The sequence below is a fragment of the Sulfobacillus thermosulfidooxidans genome, assembly GCF_001280565.1.
GTDB lineage: Bacteria > Bacillota > Sulfobacillia > Sulfobacillales > Sulfobacillaceae > Sulfobacillus > Sulfobacillus thermosulfidooxidans_A.
The window spans coordinates 681,400-699,444 of record NZ_LGRO01000001.1; the positions used below are offsets into that span (position 1 = coordinate 681,400).

General features: G+C 46.9%; 17 protein-coding genes and 1 tRNA gene. 14 read left to right on the forward strand and 4 right to left on the reverse strand.

Annotated features, from left to right (window positions below; all coding sequences use genetic code 11):
- Positions 1-78: 78 nt before the first annotated feature.
- On the forward strand, positions 79-1,014 hold the full coding sequence (locus AOA63_RS03640; RefSeq protein WP_053958452.1) for an ROK family protein: 936 nt from the start codon (positions 79-81) through the stop codon (positions 1,012-1,014).
- Here the strand turns inward: AOA63_RS03640 and proC are convergent.
- Entirely contained in the window at positions 1,011-1,820 is an 810-nt protein-coding gene (gene proC / locus AOA63_RS03645; protein ID WP_053958453.1) for a pyrroline-5-carboxylate reductase, read from the reverse strand. The two genes, AOA63_RS03640 and proC, sit on opposite strands and share 4 nt — an antisense overlap.
- Before the next feature lie 408 nt (positions 1,821-2,228).
- Here proC and metX point away from each other — a divergent pair, with 408 nt between their 5' ends.
- A complete protein-coding gene (gene metX / locus AOA63_RS03650; RefSeq protein WP_242848267.1) occupies positions 2,229-3,353 on the forward strand; it encodes a homoserine O-acetyltransferase MetX in 1,125 nt (374 codons plus the stop codon).
- Between the two features lie 329 nt (positions 3,354-3,682).
- Positions 3,683-4,231 (forward strand): GNAT family N-acetyltransferase, encoded by a 549-nt coding sequence (locus AOA63_RS03655; protein ID WP_053958455.1) that lies wholly within the window; start codon positions 3,683-3,685, stop codon positions 4,229-4,231.
- Here AOA63_RS03655 and AOA63_RS03660 read toward each other — a convergent pair.
- Positions 4,228-4,788 carry a hypothetical protein gene (locus tag AOA63_RS03660; RefSeq protein WP_053958456.1) on the reverse strand — a complete coding sequence of 187 codons (561 nt, stop codon included), beginning with the start codon at positions 4,786-4,788 and terminating at the stop codon, positions 4,228-4,230. The genes AOA63_RS03655 and AOA63_RS03660 overlap by 4 nt on opposite strands.
- Before the next feature lie 297 nt (positions 4,789-5,085).
- Here AOA63_RS03660 and AOA63_RS03665 point away from each other — a divergent pair, with 297 nt between their 5' ends.
- The 10 genes from AOA63_RS03665 (at position 5,086) to AOA63_RS19470 (ending at position 12,911) form a co-directional block, all read left to right on the forward strand.
- Positions 5,086-5,544 carry a c-type cytochrome gene (locus tag AOA63_RS03665; protein ID WP_053958457.1) on the forward strand — a complete coding sequence of 153 codons (459 nt, stop codon included), beginning with the start codon at positions 5,086-5,088 and terminating at the stop codon, positions 5,542-5,544.
- A 236-nt stretch (positions 5,545-5,780) separates the two neighbouring features.
- Positions 5,781-6,389, forward strand: a complete 609-nt coding sequence (locus tag AOA63_RS03670; protein ID WP_053958458.1) for a bifunctional adenosylcobinamide kinase/adenosylcobinamide-phosphate guanylyltransferase — start codon at positions 5,781-5,783, stop codon at positions 6,387-6,389.
- Positions 6,386-7,846 carry a cobyric acid synthase gene (locus AOA63_RS03675; protein WP_053958459.1) on the forward strand — a complete coding sequence of 487 codons (1,461 nt, stop codon included), beginning with the start codon at positions 6,386-6,388 and terminating at the stop codon, positions 7,844-7,846. The genes AOA63_RS03670 and AOA63_RS03675 overlap by 4 nt, the downstream gene beginning before the upstream one ends.
- Entirely contained in the window at positions 7,806-8,807 is a 1,002-nt protein-coding gene (gene cbiB / locus AOA63_RS03680) for an adenosylcobinamide-phosphate synthase CbiB (protein ID WP_053958460.1), read from the forward strand. Before AOA63_RS03675 ends, cbiB begins: the two co-directional genes overlap by 41 nt.
- Complete coding sequence (locus AOA63_RS03685; RefSeq protein WP_053958461.1) at positions 8,795-9,529, forward strand: adenosylcobinamide-GDP ribazoletransferase; 735 nt, start codon at positions 8,795-8,797, stop codon at positions 9,527-9,529. The genes cbiB and AOA63_RS03685 overlap by 13 nt, the downstream gene beginning before the upstream one ends.
- A gap of 7 nt (positions 9,530-9,536) precedes the next feature.
- Positions 9,537-10,568 carry a pyridoxal phosphate-dependent aminotransferase gene (locus tag AOA63_RS03690; protein ID WP_053958462.1) on the forward strand — a complete coding sequence of 344 codons (1,032 nt, stop codon included), beginning with the start codon at positions 9,537-9,539 and terminating at the stop codon, positions 10,566-10,568.
- 50 nt (positions 10,569-10,618) lie between these two features.
- Positions 10,619-11,359 carry a type 1 glutamine amidotransferase gene (locus AOA63_RS03695; RefSeq protein ID WP_053958463.1) on the forward strand — a complete coding sequence of 247 codons (741 nt, stop codon included), beginning with the start codon at positions 10,619-10,621 and terminating at the stop codon, positions 11,357-11,359.
- Positions 11,360-11,422: 63 nt separating this feature from the next.
- Positions 11,423-11,644, forward strand: a complete 222-nt coding sequence (locus AOA63_RS03700) for a twin-arginine translocase TatA/TatE family subunit (protein ID WP_020374469.1) — start codon at positions 11,423-11,425, stop codon at positions 11,642-11,644.
- Positions 11,645-11,774: 130 nt separating this feature from the next.
- Positions 11,775-12,725, forward strand: a complete 951-nt coding sequence (cysK, locus tag AOA63_RS03705; RefSeq protein WP_082343728.1) for a cysteine synthase A — start codon at positions 11,775-11,777, stop codon at positions 12,723-12,725.
- A gap of 90 nt (positions 12,726-12,815) precedes the next feature.
- Positions 12,816-12,911 (forward strand) — tRNA-Sec (locus AOA63_RS19470).
- A gap of 427 nt (positions 12,912-13,338) precedes the next feature.
- On the opposite strand, the gene AOA63_RS03710 is transcribed toward AOA63_RS19470, so the two are convergent.
- Positions 13,339-14,994, reverse strand: a complete 1,656-nt coding sequence (locus AOA63_RS03710) for a purine-cytosine permease family protein (RefSeq protein WP_053958464.1) — start codon at positions 14,992-14,994, stop codon at positions 13,339-13,341.
- A gap of 333 nt (positions 14,995-15,327) precedes the next feature.
- Here AOA63_RS03710 and AOA63_RS03715 point away from each other — a divergent pair, with 333 nt between their 5' ends.
- Positions 15,328-16,257, forward strand: coding sequence for a M14 family metallopeptidase (locus AOA63_RS03715; RefSeq protein WP_053958465.1), 930 nt, complete (start codon positions 15,328-15,330; stop codon positions 16,255-16,257).
- Between the two features lie 105 nt (positions 16,258-16,362).
- Here the strand turns inward: AOA63_RS03715 and AOA63_RS03720 are convergent, their stop codons facing one another.
- A complete protein-coding gene (locus tag AOA63_RS03720; RefSeq protein ID WP_053958466.1) occupies positions 16,363-17,733 on the reverse strand; it encodes a purine-cytosine permease family protein in 1,371 nt (456 codons plus the stop codon).
- Positions 17,734-18,045: the final 312 nt, after the last annotated feature.

The following is an 18,045-nucleotide window of genomic DNA, read 5'->3' on the forward strand; positions in this document are numbered from 1 at the left end:
TGGAAGCAGTTCACACTTTAAGAATACGCAACGTCGTTATGCAGCCGTTTTTGGTTGCTTAATTAAGGAGGTTTCCTGTTGGCATATTTTGCGGGTGTCGATATTGGCGGCACCAAAATTGCGATAGGCATTGGAACCGAGACAGGGAAAATTTTATTTGAAAGTCGCCTAGTAACAGCAGATTTGCATTCGGGTAGTGATGCATTAGATGCCATTGCCGAGGAAATTCAACAGCTGTGTCATCGAGCACATATTTCGTTAGAATCGATATCCTGTGTGGGAGTCGGGTCGCCTGGGCCCCTCGATGGCGGAAAGTTGTTAAAAACAGCGAATTTGCCCTCCTGGGAAGGTCTAGATTTACAAGCTGGATTAACACTTCGCACGGGACGTCCCACCGCGGTAGAAAATGATGCGACCGCAGCAGCTATTGGTGAATGGCTTTTTGGGGCAGGACAGGGTCTACAGCATTTTGTTTACGTTACCGTGTCGACGGGAATTGGTGCTGGTATCGTAGCTAATGGATCTCGTTATGCTGGAATTCAAGGCAACGCAGGGGAACTCGGCCATATTATTTTGAAACCTGATGGTCCGTTATGCCGTTGCGGCCGTCATGGTTGCCTGGAAACATTAGCTTCGGGAACAGCTATACAAAAGGCTGCATTAGAACAAGCCAACCACAGCCCATATCTGAAAAGTCTTTCGGTAATAAATACGTCCGCCGTATTTGAGGGAGCACGACAAGGTGATGAGACCTGTCAATCCATTCTTTTTGAGGCCGGGAAATATTTGGGATTAGGATTGTCATATCTCGTGAATCTTTTTAATCCTCAAGCTTTAATCCTTGGGGGAGGTGTAGTGGTGAACCAACCTAACTGGTTGGACACCATCAAAACATTTACGGCGGACTATAGTATGAAAGATTTGTTTCAAGCTGTTTCCATAAATTTGGCGAAACTCGGAAAGGATTCGGGATTGCAAGGTGCCTTGGCAACGGCCATTACGAGTCAAGTCTAAGCACGGGTAGGGATGCTGCCCAATTGGGTGGCTCTCTCGCCGGCCGCTTTGAGGGCTTGATGCATGATATCCTGCCACCCGGATTGATCCAGAACTTTCAACATGGCTTCTGTTGTTCCACCTGGAGAAACAACTTGTTCTACCAATTGTTGCAAACTTTTATTGCTGTCCACTAAGGCTAATTGTGAAGCACCTTGTACCATGTACGCAGCCAGTTCACGGGCTTGATCGGCAGGGATTCCAAGATCTTCCGCAGCCTGAATAATGGATTGTAAGAATACGTAGACGTAAGCCGGGCCACTTCCATACAAGGCCGTCATGGGATTTAACAGGTGTTCGGGCATTTCCACAACATGCCCTAATAAATTCAAAAGTGATAAAATCCATTCTTTACGCTCTTCGGATACCTGATCGAAACTAATGCCAGTTACTGAGGTGCCGATTTCTGAACAGATGTTTGGCATGGTGCGAACAATACCTTGGTCCGGCAATAATTGGCGAATTTGGGCAATGGCAATGCCTGCAGCGACCGACAACACGGTTGTGGATGGAGAAATAAAGGGTTTCAATTGAGCAATGGTCGCGATCATATCCTTAGGTTTCACGGCCAAGACGACTAAATCGGCATCAATAACCACTTGCGGATCAAATGTCACAACCTTTTGTTCTTCAGCACTCCAACCTTTAGTTAAATATGTCTTGGAACGGGCTAATACATAGATATCAGCATGTGCGACGCGTAGCCATCTTGAAACAATAGCATGTGCAATATTTCCCGGTCCTACCACAACAATTTTTTTGGACATCCGTTTTTCCTGCCTTTCCACTCCAAGATTCCCGAAGGTTATCTGATGAAAAATAGGTCATACCGTGCACACTGTTTAGAAAACAAAAAATCCCATTGTCCTAAGGACGAACGGGAGTCGCGGTACCACCTTAGTTACACACTCAACCCTCACCCGAGTGTGTATCTCATGCCTCGATAACGGGAGGGAACCGTCTGGTTGGGAACTCATGAGATGGGACAGACTGCTTTACGACGGCCTTACACTAATCACCGTTCGCTGGGCGTAAGAGGCAATCCTTAGTCTCAGTCATCGCTAATACTATGAAATTTTATACAAATTCTAAAGGGTGAGATATTCCTTGTCAAGATTTTTTGTAGGCAAGGCTTTGGTTTCTAACGCCAATTTGTTAGCATAGTGTCTATGAAAATGACAAAATATCCGTATCCTATATGGCCTTGGCAATTAAGTCAAGGATTTCCATGGCCACGCCTACAGTTTTTACGAATATCGGATCCTTTCCGGTTAGATAGTGGCGAAGTGTTGCCTGAATTACTCATCGCCTTTGAAGAATGGGGACAAATCGGAAAGGGGACCCCGATCATTATTTTTCATGCCTTAACTGGCGACAGTCATGTGACCCGTCATACCTATCAAGATAATGCAGGCTGGTGGGATAACTTAGTTGGATTTGGGAAGCCCATTGACCTACACCAATATCATGTTATTTCTTTAAATGTGTTGGGAGGAGCCATGGGGTCCACAGGACCGCATTCTCCTGCGGAAGATGGACATCCTTATGGAGGGCGTTTTCCTAAACTCTCCTTATTCGATATGGCCCGTGCCGCTAAAATTCTGATAGATGCTATATTAGGCGACCGTGACAAACCCCTGGTAATTGGTGGTTCTATGGGTGGTATGATGGCGTATGCCTACGCCATGCTGTATCCGGAGACCCTTCGAGGTATTTTGACTATTGGATCCCCTATTTGGCATTCACCCTGGGCGATTGCCTTTCATACGGTGGGGCGTCAAGCTATCATGTCAGATCCTTTTTTTAATGATGGCAACTATTATTTGACTGGTGCCTATCCGAGTCAAGGATTGGCCCTGGCGCGGATGGCGGATATGATTTCCTATCAGAGCCCCAAATCTATGGATACAAAGTTTGGCCGATTATATCAGACACCGGAACGCGATGAATTCCAAATTACGTCGTATCTGCGATATCAAGGACAAAAGTTAGTCCGACGGTTTGATGCGAATACGTATATTCGAATTACTGAAGCCATGGACCGGTTTGATTTGCGTGAAGGAGATCTGTCAAAACTCCGAAATGTGCCTGTATGGATGGTAGGTATAACCAGTGATCAATTGTATCCCTATGACGAGATAAGGCAACATGCCAATATCCTTCGAGAGGCAGGGATTAATGTGCGCTTTGAAACACTACATTCTCCCTGGGGTCATGATAGTTTCTTAGTGGATATTGTTCCCATGGGCAAAATATTACGACGGTTTTTACAAGTGATGTCTCATGCCATGGTGAATTAGTATAGATTTTCGCGGCGCCGTTCATCCTGTGTGTATGCGTATAGAATATGTGATGAAGCTAGGGAATGACAAAACTTTTTATGCTAGTCACATTCAGTGGGAGGCTTACGGCATCCGTGTTTGGGGACGATGGAACCGGCATGGGACATCCCATTCTTATTTAATTCCTTTGGCATGGATTAAGAGCATAGAATTTGTAGGCAGTTCACCGAGGCGGTCACGGCCAAGACATTATCGGCATTCCCATTATTGTGGAGAATGTAAAGAAGGATATTGTGGACACCGCGGCGAAACAAGCGTCAGACAGCATAGAAGGAGATTAACAACATATGGCCGTCGACGCCGTAACATTTTTTGACCGCGCTTCTCGCCCCTATGTGATTCGAGAAGCGACTGTAGAGGACGCATTAGATATTATCACCGTCATAAAGGAAGTCGGGACGGAAGGGCAATATATTGCCAATGAAGGAGAGTACTACACCCTCGAACAGCAACGTCACATTTTACAAAATCGTAATCCGGCGATTCAGCTAATTTTGGTAGCGGTAGTCGATAACCGTGTGGTTGGCACACTGGAAGCAATCCGGGGCACATTCACGAAAAATCGGCACGTGGCTACCATGGGCATGGTTCTTCGTCAGGGATTTCGTGGTCAAGGACGAGGATCGGGACTGATTAAAGTCCTTGAGCTGTGGGCGCGGCAGCATGAAATCGCCAAAATAGCGATTTCCGTTTTTGAAACCAATGGTCCAGCTCTACATTTCTACCAACGCCACGGATTTGTGATAGAGGCCATGCGTCCTAATCAATTTGTTATTGACGGAAAAATGGTGGCAGAAGTTTTTATGGCTAAATACCTAGGGCCATTAGGGACTTAGTCCCCTAAAGCCTGTATATATTTCCAAAATTCGTCATCATCATCCGGAGCGGTAACGGCTAATTCTACAGCTTTCTCCGCGGCATCGCGCATGGATGCTGAATAAAAGTAGAAGGTCTGTCGACTTTCTACCACCCGATCGTTATGATCAGGATGTCCTGCCCATGCCGCTGCGAATGCCCATGCATTTAGTAGTACACGAATTTCCTCCTGGCGTTGCTCCCAAATCGAATCGATCAGTTCTTCTAAAATCGCATGTTGATTGTCTACCCAAGGTGTCCTCCCAAGAAGACGACGACTGAGGGCGTGGAGGACTTCATCACGGTGACGTTCACTTAAATGATCCCAATCGAGTGTGGCTTGGGGCGGTTCCATCACGGGTTGATCACGGTAATCACGTTTTACCCACCCCAGCCTTTCCAGTTGCCTGGTGTCATCGGGGTTGAGGACCTTCTGCGGAACCGTTCCAAATAAGGCACCCTCTGTAAGATGTTGGGTATCAATTTGCGATTTTAACTCATTGTCCAGTCCGAAGTTCAATTCTGCCTTGTCTTCCATTCAGGTCCTACCTTTCTTTGCGTGGAGGCTCTTTCCTCGTTTGTTCTTGGTGCCAAATATCATTCGGCAGTGTTCTTCGTGATCGCCAGCTGAAATCCTTGAGAGGATCATAACAAAAGACCCATCACCAAGGATTTGAACGCCGAATATGCCGCGTATTGGCACTATTATAACGGATTTGATAAACCGATTCGAATCAACTGCCCGGGATTTATATTTCACCAGGAGATGTTCATTTGAGTGCATAAGTCTTTAAGAAGGCGGCTACGCTAGCCATACAAGCAAAGGGGGAGAATCATGAAAAAGCCACTTGTAACCCTTTTGGTGTTGTCCGCAATCTTTTCGGGTTTTCTCGGTGGGTGCGGGAGCCAGTCTAGTTCTCCCGCACATCAAGGTCATCACGGGGCACGTAAAACCGAATCGAATACGCGTCACGCCACCAAAACGGTGAATCGGAAAGTTAATAATCCATCGAGTGGGCACACGACCACTCATAACGATGCGTCAGGGGTGAGTCTTGCGCAAGGCGCAAAACTGTATGCCTCCACATGCCAGTCTTGCCATGGAAAAGCGGGAGCGGGAACGAGTCAAGGTCCGAAGTTGGCGGCTTCCCCCACCGTGGTCTCGCGGTTTGGCACGGAAACAGCATTGGAGGCGTTTGTAGCCCATAATATGCCTGCGACTAATCCCGGTTCATTGTCTAGTTCAGAATCTCGTAATGTTTCGGCATATATTTGGAATCTGGCTAAAAAATAAAACGGAATCGCCTGCTGTAAAACCCTTCTCATGAGAAGGGTTTTTTGTGGGTTCATATCATGAATAGGGGAATTCATCCTAAACGCTAACCAGACGCGATATCGTGTGCACCGGTTCATTGATACTCGATGACGTTATATCAACAAATCAGGTATATTTAGATTTTAGATTCCTGATGAATCACTGCTCGCTTATTATTATAATGAATTCAAACGGTTAAAGATTGGAGTCATATAATGCCCTTGTGGCTAGTAATCGGTGGAAACAGCTCAGGTAAAAGTGCATGGGCTGAGGACTTTATGGCAAAGACGTTAGGCTACCGCGATGTTGATTATATTGCTACGCTTGATGAATCTTATCACGCGTTGAATGATGCCACGGTGCACGAAAAAATTAAAGAACATCAAATGAGACGACCGCCACAATGGACGGTGTGGACTGAACCCGTAAATCCCATCCATCGGATTTTGGCATTACCTGGTGATCACGGTGTGCTTTGGGATGGCGTTGGTCCATATATTGTGCGCAATATGCTTGATGATCGTGGCGATGAGCCAGTTAAAAATCGCCATGCGAGCAATGATTATGGGTTATGGTCGTCAACAAATTCCCTGCATACTATCATGAAGACTTGGGAAGATCTTTTAGTCAAGATCCACCACCGCTCTGCAGACACTGTGATTGTAAGTGAAGAAACCGGACTTGGTATATTGGATTTGAACTTATTTACACAAGATTTTGTCCGGGCACTCGGGAAATTTAATCAAGTGGCATCGTCTTGCGCTAAAGGCGTCATTCTGGTGGTGGCGGGACTCCCCATGTGGCTTAAAGGAGCATGCCCATGACTGCCAGGGCTTTAAGCATTTTGGGAACAAGTTCTCATGTCGGCAAAACCTGGGTTGTGGCAGGACTATGCCGTCTTCTTGCTGATCAAGGCATCCGGGTCGCTCCTTTTAAGGCACAAAATATGTCCTTGAATGCTTTCATTACGGCCGATGGGCACGAAATGTCTTATGCCCAAGCCATTCAGGCGTGGAGCGCCGGGCTATCGCCACGCGTGGAAATGAATCCTATTCTTCTCAAACCTGAAACGACGTCCCGTTCCCAATTAATTGTCCGGGGACAAGTACAAGGCCCCTATGAAAGTCGCCATTTCCGGGATAACCGGGATGAACTCTTCAAAATCGTTCAGCAAGCTTATGATGAGCTGGCGCAGCAATATGATGTTATTATCATCGAAGGTGCGGGAAGTCCCGTGGAACTGAATTTAATGCATACCGATTTATCGAACATACGTATGGCCGAGTATGCTAATGCATCTGTGATTCTCGTGGGTGATATTGATCGCGGCGGAATTTTTGCAAGCTTATACGGTACAACAAAGCTCCTGCCTGCCTTTGCACGTCACCGGTTAAAAGGGCTGATTGTCAATAAATTTCGCGGGGATCTCACCTTATTCGATGATGGCATTCGTATATTGGAAGAGCTTACGGCTGTCCCCGTACTTGGGGTTATTCCCTATGTTGATTTGGCTTTTCCCGAAGAAGATAGTTTAGGGGTCCGAGAGCACATAACTCCGAAAAATCAGATCACCATCTGGGTGGTCCGTTTGCCCTATATGAGCAACTTTACCGATTTTGATCCTTTCCGGTTTGAACCTGCCGTCAATTTACTGTTTTCCTCGACACCACCTCCTTCGCGTCCGGATATGATCATTATTCCCGGAAGCAAAAATACCTTAGCGGATTTAGCCTGGGTGAAAGAGAGCGGATGGGCTGACAGTATAAAACATTGGGCAAATCACGGAACGATGGTGGCAGGTATCTGCGGCGGATTCCAAATAATGGGACAAACGGTGGATGACCCGCTGGGTATCGAAGGGATGGTGAAGGGTGACTCTGGCTTGGGGTTGTTACCTATTCGTACGGTTTTAGGTCCCGACAAGATCACAAAACAAGTGCACGGGACTGGGATTGCCCGCCCTTGGAAAAATCAAATGGTGTCGGGCTATGAACAGCACATGGGTGAGACCACGGTAGTACAATCTGCTGATCCTTCGTTTACCCCACTGGTGGCATTAGACGGATATACCGACGGCTTAGTGAGTTCCTCTGGTAGAATTTGGGGAACATATTTGCATGGAATTTTTCACAATACAGCATTTCGTCATACCGTTATTCATCTCTTGGGCGGTCGAGGGGTTATGACCGAGAACCCTTTTGATGTGGTTATTAATCAATGGAAAGAGGTGATGGCTGAACATGTCGACCTCTCAGCTCTTCTTCGCTTGGTTCGGGGCTAGTCAGACTCCCTGGATTCTTTTAGGCGTCGTGCTTGACATACTATTCGGTGACCCACCGTGGCCTTATCATCCTGTGCGATTGATAGGACATGCTGTTGATGGATTAGAAAGTCTCGCACGCCATGTCGCTCATACGCCTCGGCAATTACGCCTTGCTGGCACAATATTAGCGATTATCGTCATGATTGGGGTAACAGGTTTGGTAACGGCATTATTAGTGATTGCCCATATTTTGTCGATCTGGTTATTTCGGGCCTTGATTGTTTTATTGACATATTGGGGGATTGCGATACGCGGACTCGCGGAAGCAGCGCTGGCCGTCTACCGCCCCTTGGCACAAAGTCGTTGGGACGAAGCTCGCTATTATCTTTCGATGATTGTTGGACGAGATACAGAAAAATTGAATCAAAGTGAAATTATTCGGGCGACGATTGAATCGGTGGCAGAAAATACTTGTGACAGCATTGTGGCTCCCTTGTTTTTTACGTTTTTAGCAGGACCCGCGGGGTTATGGTTGTATAAAGCTGTCAATACGATGGATTCGATGATCGGATATAACAATGCGCAATATAAAGATTTGGGATGGTTTGCGGCACGTACCGACGATTGGTTGAATTGGATTCCTGCGCGGATTTCCGGTTGGGCCATTGCCATTACAGCAGGAGTCGATGGGCGATTTCGCGACTCCTATCAAATTATGCGAACTGATGGCAGACGCCATCCCAGCCCCAACAGTGGAATTTCTGAAGCGGCTATGGCCGGAGCTCTTGGAGTTAGTTTAGGCGGCATTAATACTTATCAAGGAATGGTTTCTTTGCGGCCTAAAATAGGCCGGGGAACAAAACCTTTAACGGTGCCCATGATAATTCATGCAGTTTCGATCATTATGCGGGTGGCTTTAGTTGTATCATTAGTGTTTGCGTTTTTGGCCGTGTTAATGACGGGTAGGTGGTTGTCATAACCGGATTATTTGATGCGTTAAGCATTCTCACCCGCATTCCGTTGTCAGGAGAATCGGAGTGGACATCGAGAACGTGGGCGCTGGCATGGTTTCCTGTGGTTGGAGCGTTATTTGGCGCTCTGTGGATGATATGGCTCCAATTATTTCCCGAACTCCCTATCTCGTTACGAGCTGTGGGTGCCTTGACAACGGAGATCATTTTGACTGGTGGCCTGCATTGGGATGGGTGGGCTGATGTGTTCGATGGGTGGGCGGCCAGGGCAGACAAACGGGACCAAGCACGCAAGGATTCCCGGATTGGAACCATTGGGGTCCTGTGGGTGGTGCTGGCGGTTGCTGCTTTTATCGGGTTGTGGGTGCAATTAGAGATGATGCCAGATGCAAGACTTGTTGTGTTTATGGCTCCTGTTCTTAGCCGTACCGCCATTGCCGTGGGTTTAGCGCGAATTCCCGCGTCATCCGAAAGTCGATTAGCTAAATGGACCCAAGACCACGTCAATGCCCGCGGTGCGGTGATTGCAACGATTATCACACTAGCTATTGTTGCCGGCTTTTGGGGATGGAAGGGTATCTTAGGCCTTGGGATCATTGCGGTATCAGACACACTATTTCTAGAATATTGGCGACGGCTGTTTAACGGGTTAAATGGCGATGTGCTAGGAGCCACCGTTATCTTTACAGAACTCCTTTCTTTGAGTGTGGGCATTGGATTATGGAGGTAGTAAAAGAGTGCATGGCGGGGACTGGGCTATTTATGATGCCACCACGTGGGCAGAAAAAAATTTTTTAGATTTATCGAGCAGCATCTCACCATACGGTCCTGGTCCTAGGGCCCGCCTATTGTGGCCGTCGTTGATTGACCGTTTGGATCGGTATCCCGATTGGCGCAAAAGCCAGGTAAGTGAACAATTGGCCCGGCATCTTAGAGTAGACACGAGAAATTTGATTGTGACAGCTGGTGCGATGGAAGCCATTGAACTGCTTTTTCAGGCCTATCATCCGCATCACGTTCTGATAAAAATCCCGGCCTTTAGTGAATATGAAACGCGTGCATTATTGCATGGTCAGAATGTCAGCTATGTTACAGGTCCAAAGGACTTGTCATCTGGACCGGGGATGCTGTTTATAGCGAATCCTGCCAATCCGACAGGGCATCTTCTTTCGGAGAAAGACCTCCAGCAATATAAAGAGTGGGCTTATGGTCATGGCCACATCATGGTGGTTGATGAGGCCTTTATTGAATTCGTTGAAAATTGGCATCATCACAGCGTGATGCAAGAAGCCATACAATCGGATCATCTTGTCGTCTTAGGGTCTTTGACAAAATTTTATGGATTAGCAGGTCTTCGCATCGGATTTTTAGTGGGACAAGAAGATGTCATCGCCAAGATCTCTCAGCACACGTATTCCTGGCATGTATCGTTGGTCGCACAAGAAATGGCTGTGGCGAGTTTGCATGATCAAACGTATTTTGAGTTAACCAGGTCATGGATTCACAAGGAAAAGCAGCGATTACAAGACTTATTACAACCATTTGGCAGGGTCGATGATGCAGCACAGGCCAATTATTTTCTGCTTTTTCCTAAACTGCAATCCTGTGATGATATCATCAAGGGATTAATCACGCAGGGTATTTTAGTACGCGATGCGAGAACCTTTAAGGGATTAGATCAACCAGCAATACGTATTGCGGTTAAACGTCCAAAAGATTCGGACCGACTGGTGAAGGCATTATCGGCCATTTATGGAATAACGCGGTAGCCCTGCCGTGAAAAATTTTCCAGAAAGAAAAATAGAACGGAGACGAAATCGTGGACATCACTTTAGCACATTTATATCCTCAACACATGAATTTGTACGGGGATCGGGGCAATGTTTTAGCGTTACAGTACCGGGCACAAAAGCGTCAAATTGGCTTTCACATAATTAACGTGGAAATCGGTGAAACCTTAGATTGGCGACACGTTGATATTGTTTTTATGGGAGGCGGTGAAGACTCCCATCAAGCCAAAATTTATGAAGATTTTCTATGTCGCAAAGACTCATTATCCGAAGCATTGTCCCAAGGATTGCCTATGTTAGCAGTGTGTGGTGCGTATCAATTATTGGGTCATGAATACCGCACTGCTGATGGTCAGGTTTTGGTTGGTCTGGGTTATTTAGACGTGGTCACCAAAGCGGGAACAACACGATCTATTGGTGATGTGGTTTGTGAAACGGTATTGCCTCTGACGCCCAATACCTTGGTCGGGTTTGAAAATCATGGTGGGCAGACATTTTTAGGAGAGAAGGCCAAACCGTTGGCTCATGTCCAGTTAGGTCATGGCAACAACGGGGAGGACGGTACCGAAGGTGCTTTCCAAGGCCATGTGATTGGTACCTATCTTCATGGGTCATTATTGCCCAAAAATCCCCATTTAACCGATCTTTTATTGACATGGGCGCTAGAATGGCGGGAAGGGAAGCCTGTAGAGTTGCCGCCCTTAGATACCTCTTGGGAAATGGCAGCGCATGAAGTTATTGTAAAACGGCGAAACTTAAAGCATGTTTAGGGCTCGTTCGTGTTATAATGTGTTATACGGAATTGATGGCTCGGTTTAAGAAAGGAGTCCACGATGGATCTATTATCTCCGATGCATATTATTGTATTGCTTGTGGTGGCGCTATTAATTTTTGGACCCAAGCGGTTACCGGAAATCGGATCAGGATTAGGTAAAAGCATTCGTGAATTCAAACAATCCATGAATAGTCAAGTACAAGAGCCCAAAGCTCCGCAACCGACCGAATATCCTGTTCAAGCGGTGACGAAAGAGCCCGAACCGCCTCAAGAACAATAATTTGTTTCAAAAATTATTCAGCCTTCTTCATGATCATTTTGATCATGACTGAGGGCTTTTTTGATAAAAACGTCTAGCGTGTAGTCATAGACGGTTTTCACGTTAGTATTTTTTGGGGGAGACGGTTAGTGTGGCGGATATTGCGCATTTGATAGGGAATACCCCTATGGTTGAAATAAAATCATTGCAAAATTATGGGGCTGAAGTCTGGGCCAAATTAGAGTCCTTCAATCCGGGAGGATCGATAAAAGATCGCACGGCATGGTCATTATTGAAAGATGCGATCGACAGTGGAAAAGTGACATCAGATACGGTCATTATTGAGGCGACTTCAGGTAATACGGGTATTGCTTTAGCCATGGTTTGTGCTATGGAACACTTACGATTGGTGGTTTTTATGCCTGAGGGGCAAAGCTCTGAAAGGAAACAGCTCTTTTGGGCCTATGGTGCCACAATTGTTGAGACTCCCCGGGAAGAAAAAACGGCCGGTGCGATCAAACGTGCTAAACAACTTGAACAGATGCTGCCTAATGCGCTCATGTTACGACAACATGAAAACCCAGCCAATCCCAACATTCATGAATTAACGACAGGACCGGAAATCTGGGAACAAATGCATCACGATGTTGATGTTTTTGTGGCTGGTGTCGGCACGGGTGGGACGATTACTGGGACAGGTCGTTATCTTAAGAGGGTGAATCCTCATATCGAGATTGTGGCCGTGGAACCTGAAGGATCCGCCGTGTTAAATGGCAAACCGGCGGGGAGTCATAAGATTCAAGGGATTGGTGCGGGCTTTATTCCCCAAGTTCTTGATACTTCTGTGATTACTCGGATTGTCGATGTTCCCGATGATGCGGCCATCTCATCGGCACAAGAGCTTGCGCGTACTGAAGGACTCGTCGTAGGTTTGTCGTCAGGAGCGGCTTATTGGGCATGTAAACATCTTTTGGAACAAGGATTGTTTCATGGGAAGCGAATCGCGGTAATTTTTCCGGATTCAGGAGAACGATATCTGTCGACTGGTCTCTATCCTCCGACATCAACGGATTGGGTCGAACCGTATTTGTCATCTTCTTAGTGCTTAGCGAAAAAGCCCTCAAAAACAGGAATTAGGAAGGATTCGACCTTTTGACAAAAAAATAGGCTTTGCGTATGATGGTAAAGGTTCGGGGGTAGTTGGGGGCTTGGTGCCTTCCATGGACTTCAAATCCAATGGCTGGCCTTAGGGGTCAGCGGTAGGTTCGATTCCTACATACTCCCGCCAAAATTTATGCGGTTAACGTTTTGCTTTGAATTCATAAGGTATATCAAACTTTCGGCGCTGATTGTTTGGCGTCTTTTTTTGTAACAACATGGGGAGCTAGCGGCTTCGGTTTTGCCTTTAAGTTATTGATATTTTGAAATAAGGCGTTCTCTCCATTACTGGCGTTGTCTTTAAATCCCTCTTCAGGAAGCACTATATCTTTGGATTTCGCAAGGTCGCATGAGCAGTTGAGTGCTGTAATCTATACTCTTTAAAGGATGACCGCCTGGGTAACCAAGGCGGTCATATAATACGAAAGACATGAATACTTCGGGAAATCGGCGGCGTTGGCTAATAGAATTACTTTGCGACATATCTTATTGATTGATGGATGGTTGATGTTTGTGAGTCTCTTAGGCACGTTACGAGATAAAGACATGGCTTCTATTTAGACGCGAGGGCTCATATTTTCCTGCATAGCGGGGGCGATGTGAATATAGCTCCCGGGAACTTTGCAGCGGTCATGACAGTCGGCTTCCAAACTGCAACATAACGAACACACGGTGCCTGCGTGATGGGGACAGTCCACCATATCGTGCGCTTCAAAGCGAAAGTCACACACGGCACAGGCCACGCCGTCGGGACTCTCGGGAATCGTGGGGCTGGTGCGGGCAATGTAATATTTGCCGTGCGTGAGAAGGGCAATAATCGGGGACAGGACGAAGGCGAGCCCGAGCGATAAGAAGGGGGAGAACGCGCTCAGGACCTTGCCAAAGAGGCCAAAATAGGCCGCAATCGACACGGCGGAGGCGATGACCATGGATCCGAATCCCACCGGATTAAAATTATACAAGTGGCCCCGTTTAAATTCGATATAGCTCGGACTCAGCTTCAACAGCGGCTTATTAATCACCAAATCCGCCACGACGGCGCCAATCCACGCCACCGCCACGTTGGAATAAAACCCTAAAATACTGCCCAAAAAGCCAAAGACACCGAGTTCCATCAAGGTCAGGGCAATCCCCACATTCAGCACCAGCCAGACCACGCGGCCAGGATGGACATGAAAAATCCGCGAAAAGAAGTTGGACCACGACAGGGATCCCGAATAGGCATTGGTGACATTAATTTTGATTTGCGAAAGGAGGACGAAAAAGGTCCCAAGGGTTAACGCCATGGCGACATTGGGAATCCACAAATGCAACGCATGCAAATACATTTGAATCGGTTCATCGGCTTTGACCGGGCCCACTTGCGGAGCAATATACGACGCGAGTACCGATCCCCCAATTTGTTTGGCCGCGCCTAACACGACCCACCCCGGCCCGGCCAGCATGACCGCCCACCACCACGCCCGCCGGTTTTGCGCGGTCAGATTCGGCATAAAGCGGAGGTAATCGACTTGTTCGCCAATTTGCGCAATCAAGGACAACACGACCCCGGCGGCAGACCCGAAGAGCAAGGCATTGAAGCCGGCACGGCCCGCGCTCCCTGCAAAATGGGTCCAGTGGACAAAGGCGTGGGGATCTTTGGTGGCGAGGACCATCAGCGGCAGAATTAAGAGCGCCAACCAGACGGGTTGGGTCCACACTTGCAGCTTCGACAAAAAGGTCATGCCATAGATGACCAGGGGAATAATGAGCAGGGAGGCCAGGACATAACTGACGGCCAACGGAATGCCAAAGTAGGCCGTAATCGCCTGGGACATGACCGATCCTTCTAACGAGAAATAAATAAAGGTAAACGAGGCATACACGAGCGAGGTTAAGGTGGATCCATAGTAGCCAAACCCCGCGCCGCGCGTGAGCAAATCCATATCAATGTTATCGCGGGCCGCATAATAGGCGATGGGAATCCCCGTGAGAAAAATGATTACCGCCACAACCAGAATCGCCGTCAAGGCGTTGGTAAAGCCATAACTTAAGGTAATAGAGCCGCCAATCGCAAAGTCGGCTAAGTAGGCAATCCCACCTAAGGCGGAACTGGCCACGGCAAATTCACTCCAGCGGCGAAAGGACTGGGGCGCATACCGCAACGCATAATCTTCCATCACGGGGTTATTCACCAGCGCATTAAATCGTCGTTTTTGAGAGCGTTTATTCATAAAACACCTCCATGGCAAAGAATGTAAAATATGGGGAAGCTTTCTTAAATAATACGGAAAGTTTTTAAATAAATTTTGTATTTTGTAACAAAAAACCGCGGATTTTTAGTTTTGATACACTATTTGATACTAAAAATCTAACAATAACGCTCTAATGCAGAAGAATTATCCGACCAGAGAGATACTTGACCATTTAATAACCAAGGTATCATCATAAATCTGAATTTGTTAATGTGATTGCTGCGTTTTGGGAAATAATTGTTTTACACGAGAAGGAATTGATAAAAAGTTAAGAAACATAAACAGAGAACCAATACTTTGGAGGGTCGTATTGTGACGACGGTAATGAAAATAATGAGAAAAACGCAAGATAAACTTCCTGTGCCTGGAACCGATATTGCCCTACCTTATACGCGGATTGAAGGGGAAAAAGATGGCCCGACATTACTGGTGACAGGCGGCGTACATGGCGGTGAATATCCAGGAATTGAGGCGTCGATCCGATTTGCCCAGCAGCTTGACCCGTCAAAACTTCATGGTCGTGTCGTGGTAATTCATATCACTAATCCGCCGGCCTTCTATGAAAAGACGCAATATATTGTTCCACTTGATGGGAAAAATCTCAATCGGGTATTCCCTGGTAAAGCTGATGGAACAGTCTCTGAACGTATAGCCCATGTAGTGACTCAAGTCGCCGAAACAGCCGATTATTGGGTCGATCTTCACGGTGGCGATATTCATGAAGCCCTCATTCCTTTTACGATCTATTCTGGTGGAGGAAGCGATGCGGTTGTCAAGATCTCGCGGGCTATGGCTGAAGCCTTTGGCATTCCCATAATTTTAGAATCGGATTCGGTGGTGGGAGGCAGCTATGCTGCAGCATCCCAAATGGGGATCCCGGCTATCTTAACAGAAGCTGGCCAAGTAGGTCAGCTTGATGAAAATGCGGTGTCCATACATTTACGCGGATTGAATAACTTAATGGCTACTCTAGGTTTTGTTGATACGCCGGTTATGACATTTCCGCCTGCTCAAATTATGCGTCAATTTGTCTGGATACGCTCACGGCATCAAGGATTATTCTATCGGAATATTCAGCCAGGTCAAAATGTCCGCCGAGGCGATATTGGCGGAACTATCAAAGACGCGTACGGTACCCTTATAGAAGAGGTGCTAGTGCCCCAAGACGGATTGGTATTGTTTACAGCCACTTCGTTAGCCATCAATCAAGATGATCCCCTCTTCGCGGTGGCAGCCAAGTAATTATTGTGTAAGCTGAAAGTCGTTTGGCCATTTTTCCATGTTTGCGGCATGGATTTAATTCCCACTGCAAACACACCAATACGCCAGAACCATTGATTGTGAGGATTACGTAGTCGCTTCAATGGGTGGATGTAGCGTGCTCCACGTCCAGTAAACGACTAAAGTGACGGAAAAGCCCAGGAAGTATCCCAATGATGACGTACGAAAAATATCCAAAGCCAAGGGACCTGTAAAAATGGCCGTGGACGTCGTAGAAAGGGCAATGCCTGCTCCCAAAATCCATGAGATCATTGCCGCTGTGGCGGATGCCCTGGGGGCATGGGAAACGTTCATTAAGGCAATGGCGGCCCAAGGTGCCAAGAATCCTGCAATAAGACTTAAAAATGCTTCAAAGGAAAAGAGAAATTGCTGAGAAACCAACAAGACATAAAGACTGGCACCAATAGAGACGATGGCATCAACACCAATCGTACGAGAACGAGGCACTTTGACCCCAGCAGCCAATAAGCTTAATCCGGATGAATACGCATCAAGGATACCACCAGCGATAATGCCAATTGTGGTCACGAGCAAGTAGGGAATTTCCGCCCACGCTGGCATCCATTTTAGTAATAACGCAATGGGATTAACAGCGGAAGATAAGTTGGGAGCACTTTGGCTGAGCAAGAGCCCTGCAAACATCATTAATCCCGTCGAAACAATTGAGCCCCATGCTGCCGCACGGACAACTTTTTGGGGTGGTATGGTTTTTGGCAAATGACGTGTATAATCAGATGCCGTTGTGACCCAAGACAGGACACTCGCTGCAACGACAATCGTGACCGCTGGAAGAAAGCTGTCAAGCCATGGTCCAGGCGCCTTGGCGGCAATCACATGCCATTTGACATGCGGGATAAATGCCATGAGGACGAAAAGGGTCAATACGCCAAAAATATAGGAGAACCATTGCTGAAATCTCTCAATCAAGGCATGGCCGAAAAATGCGATGGTTAACTCTAGAGCGGCTGAGAGTATCAAGGACAATAGTAGCCAGAAGATGGTCGTTGGGATTCCGAAAAGTAACTTGAAAATCGTTTCCATGGCATAGGTGGCGATAACGAGAACCACGGTCTCCCAACCTAACATGTTAATCCACGAGATAATGGCCATAAATCGGTTGCCATGAGCCCCAAAATAGCGCGCAGAGTATGCCATAGTCGGGATGCCCGTTCGCTGTCCGGGAAGTCCCAGATATCCGATAATCCAGTACGTGGATAAACCCAATATTAAGGCCAAAACGCTCTGCCAAAGTGACAGCCCGAAGGTCCAAATAACGGCACCAATAACCAAATAAGCAAACGAAAGATTTCCCGCGAACCATACCCAAAATAGTTGAGGAGCTCCGCCATACCGGTCTTTTTCGGGAACCGGTTCAATACCAATAGCCTCAATCCTCCATAAAGGTGGTTCGGTTTGACGATCTCGAGATGTCATCATAAATAGAGCGCGGCGAATTACGCCTGCTTTTTTTGAGACAATACGCCGCGCTTTGACCTCCTTTCAAGGGGTTTTTATGCCTATACCGGCAATGTTGAACATCGTCATGAATTGCCGTGATGATTTAAAATGTCGAGAAACATTTCATTTTTCTCTTTTCCTTTGGAATATCACGGGTTTTAGATCGATGTCGAGTTGTTTGTCCTATCCATGGTCGCGTCTAGATTCTATGACTTTTTACCGTGATGATTTTTTCAATCCATGGACGTATCCCACTAAGTCTGACCCATCAGATGTCTTTGGCCTGGGGAA